Source organism: Coprococcus intestinihominis (genome assembly GCF_040096555.1).
In the GTDB taxonomy this organism is placed as follows: Bacteria; Bacillota; Clostridia; order Lachnospirales; family Lachnospiraceae; genus Coprococcus_A; species Coprococcus_A intestinihominis.
This window is the reverse complement of the sequence record NZ_JBBMEK010000174.1, coordinates 1-7,053: the sequence shown is the minus strand read 5'-3', so window position 1 is coordinate 7,053 and position 7,053 is coordinate 1. Positions and strand designations below refer to the sequence as shown.

6 protein-coding genes are annotated in these 7,053 nt (G+C 43.0%); 2 read left to right on the top strand and 4 right to left on the bottom strand.

Annotation, left to right across the window (positions count from 1 at the left end; all coding sequences use genetic code 11):
• Positions 1-162: 162 nt before the first annotated feature.
• The 4 genes from tsaA to WMO25_RS12500 all read right to left on the bottom strand — a co-directional run bounded on the left by tsaA (position 163) and on the right by WMO25_RS12500 (position 5,550).
• The gene (gene tsaA, locus WMO25_RS12515; RefSeq protein ID WP_349085569.1) at positions 163-855 is read right to left on the bottom strand and encodes a tRNA (N6-threonylcarbamoyladenosine(37)-N6)-methyltransferase TrmO; all 693 of its coding nucleotides are present in this window, start codon (positions 853-855) and stop codon (positions 163-165) included.
• Entirely contained in the window at positions 856-2,418 is a 1,563-nt protein-coding gene (locus tag WMO25_RS12510) for an amidohydrolase (protein ID WP_349085568.1), read from the bottom strand.
• Positions 2,419-2,579: 161 nt separating this feature from the next.
• Positions 2,580-3,890, bottom strand: a complete 1,311-nt coding sequence (locus WMO25_RS12505; RefSeq protein ID WP_270258435.1) for a GntP family permease — start codon at positions 3,888-3,890, stop codon at positions 2,580-2,582.
• Positions 3,891-4,194: 304 nt separating this feature from the next.
• Entirely contained in the window at positions 4,195-5,550 is a 1,356-nt protein-coding gene (locus WMO25_RS12500) for an MATE family efflux transporter (protein WP_349085567.1), read from the bottom strand.
• Between the two features lie 255 nt (positions 5,551-5,805).
• Here WMO25_RS12500 and WMO25_RS12495 point away from each other — a divergent pair, with 255 nt between their 5' ends.
• Both WMO25_RS12495 and WMO25_RS12490 read left to right on the top strand, forming a co-directional pair.
• Complete coding sequence (locus tag WMO25_RS12495; RefSeq protein ID WP_349085566.1) at positions 5,806-6,285, top strand: MarR family winged helix-turn-helix transcriptional regulator; 480 nt, start codon at positions 5,806-5,808, stop codon at positions 6,283-6,285.
• A partial coding sequence (locus WMO25_RS12490; RefSeq protein WP_349085565.1) for a YczE/YyaS/YitT family protein occupies positions 6,278-7,053 on the top strand: 776 nt, incomplete at its 3' end. The genes WMO25_RS12495 and WMO25_RS12490, both read left to right, overlap by 8 nt.

The window sequence follows — 7,053 nt, the reverse complement described above, 5'->3', positions numbered from 1 at the left end:
TAAATCGCTATTTTGTTAGCTGAAGTATTGAATTTTCAAGGTGCGAAGCCCATTTTAGGTATGGGAAGTCTTAGTTATTTATTCATTTCGGCCACATTCTATTAAACACAGGATTCCATATCATTTGCTTCAATTCTATATGTTCCTGCCAATACCTAATTCTTATATCGTACATCCATCCACACTGCAAACAGTCAGCCGATCACCATCCACCTTAAACTGCACATTTCGCCCGGCAAAATTAACGCCATACACTCGCTCCGGATCATTCTGATAAGCCGGTCTCGGATCCTGGGCCAGTACCCCCAGCAGTGCTTCTCGTTTATCCGACGGAAAAAGCATCAGAAATTCCGAAGCACATGACACTTTCAGCCTGTAATCCTTGAACTGTCCGCTGAAGCCGCCAAGTGCCTCCGGATGACAGTCCACATGAGGCAGATAGGGTTTAATATCATAAATTGGCGTGCCGTTCATCATGTCAATACCCGAAACGATGATCACAGGTCCTTCATCTGTCTGGAGCTGAATGTCCTCTATTTTCACAGAAGACATGCCTACCGGATTCGGTCGGAAAGGAGAACGTGTGGCAAAAACACCCGCTTTTTTGTTGCCTCCCAGCCTTGGCGGACGCACCATCGGTGACCATTTATTCCTGGGTGATTCCGAAAATCCCCACAAAAGCCACAGCCACGAATAACCCTCTATCCCGGAGAGTGCCTCCGGCACACGATATTCCGACTCAAATATTATCTTCCCGGTCAGTTCAGGAACCAGTCCACTCTGCCTCGGCACACCAAACTTCTCGCCAAAATCCGTATAAATTCTGGCTATAACTTTTAATGTTAAATTGTCCATTTAGATTTTGCTCCTGCTTCTCATACCCTTCAGAACCTGGCTAATCGCACTGCCCTTTAATGGCTTGTACGGACGTCCCTGCAGCAGAAGCTGCTTAACCTGAATATCCCGGAGATTTTTGACATCTTTCTCATAAGGATTCTCTGATAAAATAACCATATCTGCGATTTTACCGGTTTCCAGGCTGCCTCGTTCTTTTTCATCGAAGGTTGTATAATAACCGTTATACGTGCACATTTTAAGTGCCTCCTGTACGGTCAGGGATTCTTCCGGGACACTATGATTGCAGGCACGATACATCCATTCAATCGGATCCGGGTCGGTACACGGTCCATCCGAACCGGCACTCATCATGATGCCATGTTCCGTAAATGTCCGCAGCGGATTCAGCCGCTGACTTCTCTCGCCAAGAATATCTTCCAGGTATTCATCCGGTTCCTGAGGCCAATCTATAAATGCGCTCTGTACCGGCAACAAAATATGATATTTCTCACAGATATCGATGCCTTCTTTCGTCGGCAGGCAGGCATGGATAATGGCATGTCTGTGATCTTCCCGCGGATAATCATCCAAAGCCGCTTTCAAAGCTCTGGTGGCCTGATCAAAAGCCGCATCACCGATGGCATGCATCTCTATCTGCAGTCCGGCACGATTGGCCTTTTTGCAGAATTCTGCCACCTGCGCATCACTGTAGTACAAAACACCTTTGCTGTCGCTGTTCTCATAAGGCACACGAAGCGCTGCATCCTTTGAACCAAAGCAGCCGTCTAACGCAGTGGCAAAACATCCGCCCACTCTCGGCAGATGCCGTTTCTGTACTTTCTTCACATCCATGGTCTGGAAAAAGACACGCATCTGCATACCGTTATTCAGCCCACGTCCAAACCATCTCTCCAAATCCACATCCAGATCTCTGACAAACCCCACCCCACTTACCGTGTGGATCATTCCGATCCCCCTGGAGGCCATATAATCAATGGCTTTCTGCATATTCTTTAACAACTGTGGTACTGAAATCGAATTCGTCACATAATCCGAAATGGCAAAAAAGGCTTCCTGATTCATTTCCCCTGTATCCGCATGGCAGCCACGAAGCCCCGACACTTTATCCTTCACCTGCTCATAGAGTTTCGTATTCACAATGCAGGCATGTCCATCATATTTCCCCATGAAAACCGGTTTATCCGGACAGACCCGGTCCAGCTCATTTCGGTTGACAAGCCTTCTTTCCTTAACCGAATAGGGTGATGCACCAAAACCAATCAGCATCTTCTGGTCACTTTTCTTTGCAAAATCAGACAGCATCGAAAGAATCTCTTCATTACTGGCAGCATTCATGACATTCAATCCTGCATGAAATGTGGAAAAACTCGCAAAGTGAATATGGCTGTCCGTGAAGGCCGGAATCAATGCTTTCTTTCCAAGCCGCTCATGACGAACAGAGATATATCTTTCCGGCAATTCATCTCCTACATATAAAATTCTGCCGCCGTCTTCTACAAGATAACGTGCTACCTGATCATTGGCATCGCACGTCAGAATCGCACCTTCATAAACCTTCATATGAATCCCTCCTGTTCGTAATCATTACTGCTTTTATTTTAGCACGACAAAAGATGCCTGACAACATTCTGCCATCAGACATCTTTTGAAACATTCACATTTTAATTATTCGCTTGTTCATTCAATTCAAATTCACCTAAAATCAGGCATCTAAACACTTCTTATAATCCCATCTGAGCAAGAAGGATGAAAATACCACATGTGATAAATGGGATAATAATCTGTGTAATCGCAATATCAAAGTAGGCTTCCTTATGTGTCAGCTTGCAGATACCAAGCAATGTAATCTGAGCACCCTGGTGAGGCAGAGTATCCAGTGTACCTGCTGCAATTGTAGCGATACGATGAATGTAAGGTAATTTTGCACCAAGTGCAAGATATGTATCTGTCAGAGCGTTAAACGCAACACCCATACCACCTGAAGCAGAACCGCAGGCACCGGCACAGATAGCAACTGTAATCATAACGAATACAAGTGGAGGCATTGACATACCCTTTAATGCTGTAACAAGATCTGCAAATCCCTGTGTATTCTTAACAACACCACCGAAACCAACAACGATGGCTGTATTCAGAATGGCAACACCGGAGTCTGCTGCACCTTTATTGAAAACTTTCACCCACTGTTCAATACCGCCCTTGACGAATTTGAACATCAGAATAGCTGCTAATGCAACCCCTGAAAATACAGATGGCACAACATCAAGATGAAAGCCATTAAACAGAACAAGAATCAGAATAATAGGAATGAATGCGATTACCCAGTGCGGCAAATCTTCACGTCCCTGAATGTTCAAATCTTCTGCTGACAGCTGTGTCTTTAATCTTGCATCATCAAAATAATAACCGTTCTTTGTGAACTTGCGGGCACGATATTCCAGCCATACAAAGATTAACAGGAATTCAATAATGGATACAATCAGAGATGGTACAAATGCAGCTGTTGATAAAGTACCAAGACTCTTGATCGCAATAACATTCTGAATGGACGGAGAACCCGGTGCTGACATGGACCATGTCCAGCAGCCTGCTGAAATTGCAGCCGGAATCAGCCGTCTTGTCAGATTGGATTCCTTGAAAAGGTTCAGTGCAATCGGATAAATAACGAAGAATACAACGAAACCGCTGACACCACCAAAAGTAAGAATACCTGTGATACACATGATAATAGGAGCTACAAACTTACCATGACATAAGCCGCCGATAAATCGTGCAATAGATTCTGCAGCACCTGTAAACTGGTAAACCGCACCAAACAATGCACCGACAAAGAATGTCAGGAAATACTTAGAAACGTAATCTGCTGCCGCCGGCATGAACATATCCTGCAAGCCTTCCATGATCGGAATACCTGAACAGATTAATACGAAAATCGTCACTACCGGCGCAAGAATCAATGCACTTAACTGCTTAAACGCCAGCAATGCAAAGAGAATAATGGCAATTAATAACACAAGAATACCAAAATTCATAATAGCAATCCCCCTTTTATTTGTCTGATTGTGATCATCCACTCTCTTTTGAATAACCACTTTCCTTATCTCACATAATGCCTGCCCTTCACCTGTGAAATAATTTCTTATACCAATTATTAAGCAAATAATATGCCAACTTTTTAACATGCTGTAAAATGGGGATTTTCAGCCATTTTATCGTTTGTTTTTCTTGTATTTATGTGTTTTTATTTCTAATATCGTGTCATTTTTGACACATAATTTATTTTCAATTTCTTATGTGTACTGATTTTTTTCTCATACACACATCATTTTTGAATTTTTACCGATTCTTTACCGTCTGTAATTGCTTTCTTCTGACAAGAATATAACAAAGAATATGAACACTACCGGTAATAATCCAGGTAATTGGATAGGAAATATACAGCATCCAAAGACTTCTGTGAATCTGAAACGCAGTAAAAATCCACACAATCCGCAGGCCGCAGGCACCGATCAGAGAAACAATCATTGGCATCAGCGAATAACCGACACCGCGGAGTGCCCCCACCATTGTATCCATAATGCCGCATAAAAAGTAAGCCGTACAGATTACAGCCATTCGGTCCTTTCCAAACTGAATCACATTGGGATCCGATGAATAAATAGACAGCAGTGTGTCTCCGGCAAGCCATGCGCCCACACCGAAAATAAGACCTACAGATATCACCAGTCCCTGACATATAAACAGCACCTTGTGAATTCGTTTTTCCTCGCCAGCGCCATAATTCTGGCTTGTAAAACTCATAGCGGTCTGCTGAAAAGTATTCATGGATATATAAATAAAGTTTTCGATATTCATAGAGGCAGTATTGCCTGCCATGGCCGTGGAACCAAAGGAATTGATGGATGACTGAATCAATACATTGGACAGTGAAAAAACGACACCCTGCATCCCCGCCGGAAGGCCGATCTGCATGATCTGACGCAATTTACCTTTAACAATTCCCAGCTGATGCAGATCCAGATGGCAGCACCCCTGGCTTCTCATCAGGCAGCGAATGATCAATGCCGCAGAGATATACTCCGCAATCACCGTTGCCAGTCCGACACCTGCTACACCCAGATGGCAAACAATAACAAAAAACAGATTAAAGAAAACATTAATAATCCCTGCCGTCACCAGATAGAACAACGGCCTTTTCGTATCTCCCACTGCACGAAGGATAGAACTGCCAAAATTATACAGCAGTGTCGCCGGCATGGCCAAAAAATAAATCTTCAGATACAAACTGGACTGATCCAGAACATCATCCGGTGACCCCATCCAGATCAGAAGTGTTCTTGTCACAGTCACGCCAAGAATCAACAGAAAAATACCACTGATCATACTCAGAGTAATAGCTGTATGTACCGTTTCATTCACTTCATCATCTCTTCCGGCACCATGAAAACGGGCCACAAGAACATTGGCACCCACAGAAAATCCGATAAAAAGATTAATCAGCAGGTTGATCAATGAACTGGTGGATCCCACTGCAGCCAATGCCGTACTGCCGACAAATCGGCCAACCACAATAATATCTGCTGCATTAAACAGCAGTTGTAAAATGCCGGACAACATCAATGGAATTGAAAAGCGGATAATCTTTCCAAACAGCGGTCCGTGACACATATCAATTTCATAAGACTGACTCATTTATTCACACTCTTTCTCTATAGATAAAATGCTTTATCTCATCTGTATTTTCTTTGTATTTTCATTCGAGGCTATACAGGCCTTAAAATTCGGCGTACAAAAAGCAGCCCAAACTATGAGCTGCTCTAGTATTATAGACCTGTTAATTACGAATTTCAAGCTATCCGGCTTGTCTTTTTTATTTTCTATTGACATCTCGCCTTTGAATGTTATAATTCTAATTGTTCGAATTATAACATTTTGAAACAGAATCTTATGATTTCATTTCGATTTACCGCAAGAAAGGATTATTTTATGTCATCTTTATCTTTTCATTATCTTTCCATGGCCGTTCATTCCATGATACAGAAAAATTTCATGGAACAGGTTAAGTCATCCGGTCTGACCTCCGGTCAGCCTAAAGTTCTGGATTATCTTCGGGATCACAACGGCGCCAATCAGAAAGAAATTGCCGCTGCCTGCCATATTGAGCCTGGCTCACTCACCTCCGTACTTAATCGCATGGAAGAAAAGGGACTCATTGAGCGACGCATGCTGGACGGCAATCGCAGGACGTTTTATATCTTTATGACAGATGAAGGCAGTCGTCTGAAAGATCTGGTCGAAGATAATTTTGCTTCTATTGAAAAAAAAGCCTTCAGAAATATCAGCTCTGAAGAGCAGGCCGCTTTTATGGAAACATTCTCAAAAATATATGAAAATCTAATGAACAAAGGAGACACCACCCATGAATAAGCTCATACGTTACATTATCTTTCTTATCGGATTGTTCGTTAATTCCCTTGGCGTAAGTCTAATTACCAAAGCCAATCTCGGTACATCCCCTATTTCTTCTATCCCATATGTACTGAGCCTGAATTTTCCGTTGACCCTCGGTAATTTCACCATTATTTTCAGTCTTTTGCTGATTTTTCTGCAGCTGCTGATTCTCCGCAAAAATTTCAAACCGGAATACTATCTTCAGATTCCTGTTTCCATTTTATTCGGCTATTTCATTGACTTCACTATGATTCTGATGGCTTTTGTTCAGCCGGAATCTTATCCGTCTAAAATTATTTATCTATTGATAGGATGTGTCATTCTGGGATTCGGCGTATATATTGAAGTCCTGGCAGATGTCGTCATGCTGCCCGGCGAATCTTTTGTTCGTGCCATCGTTCAGACATGGAACCGTGAATTCGGCAGCACAAAAGTCTGTTTTGATGTTTCCATGGCTGTGATTGCCGCTGTGCTTTCATTTGTACTGGCTCATCGTCTGGATGGCGTCCGTGAAGGTACTGTTATCGCTGCACTTTTAGTCAGTTTTATTACCAGACAGTTCGGCAAAGCTCTGGCTTTCGTCAAACCGCTTCTGTTCCCGGAAGATTATGCCAAATCCGCTGAAGAAGAATCTTCTGGTAAAAATACAAAAACAACAGCCAATTTCTCTGAATACGCCTCTGTTATTACCATCGGCCGACAGTACGGCAGCGGTGGAAGCGAGCTCGGACAGATTCTGGCCGA

What these genes read in the sequence shown, in the direction of transcription:
- WMO25_RS12505 (WP_270258435.1), bottom strand. Translation starts at nt 3,890, where the DNA reads ATGAATTTTGGTATTCTTGTGTTATTAATTGCCATTATTCTCTTTGCA.
- tsaA (WP_349085569.1), bottom strand. Translation starts at nt 855, where the DNA reads ATGGACAATTTAACATTAAAAGTTATAGCCAGAATTTATACGGATTTT.
- WMO25_RS12495 (WP_349085566.1), top strand. Translation starts at nt 5,806, where the DNA reads ATGATTTCATTTCGATTTACCGCAAGAAAGGATTATTTTATGTCATCT.
- WMO25_RS12500 (WP_349085567.1), bottom strand. Translation starts at nt 5,550, where the DNA reads ATGAGTCAGTCTTATGAAATTGATATGTGTCACGGACCGCTGTTTGGA.
- WMO25_RS12510 (WP_349085568.1), bottom strand. Translation starts at nt 2,418, where the DNA reads ATGAAGGTTTATGAAGGTGCGATTCTGACGTGCGATGCCAATGATCAG.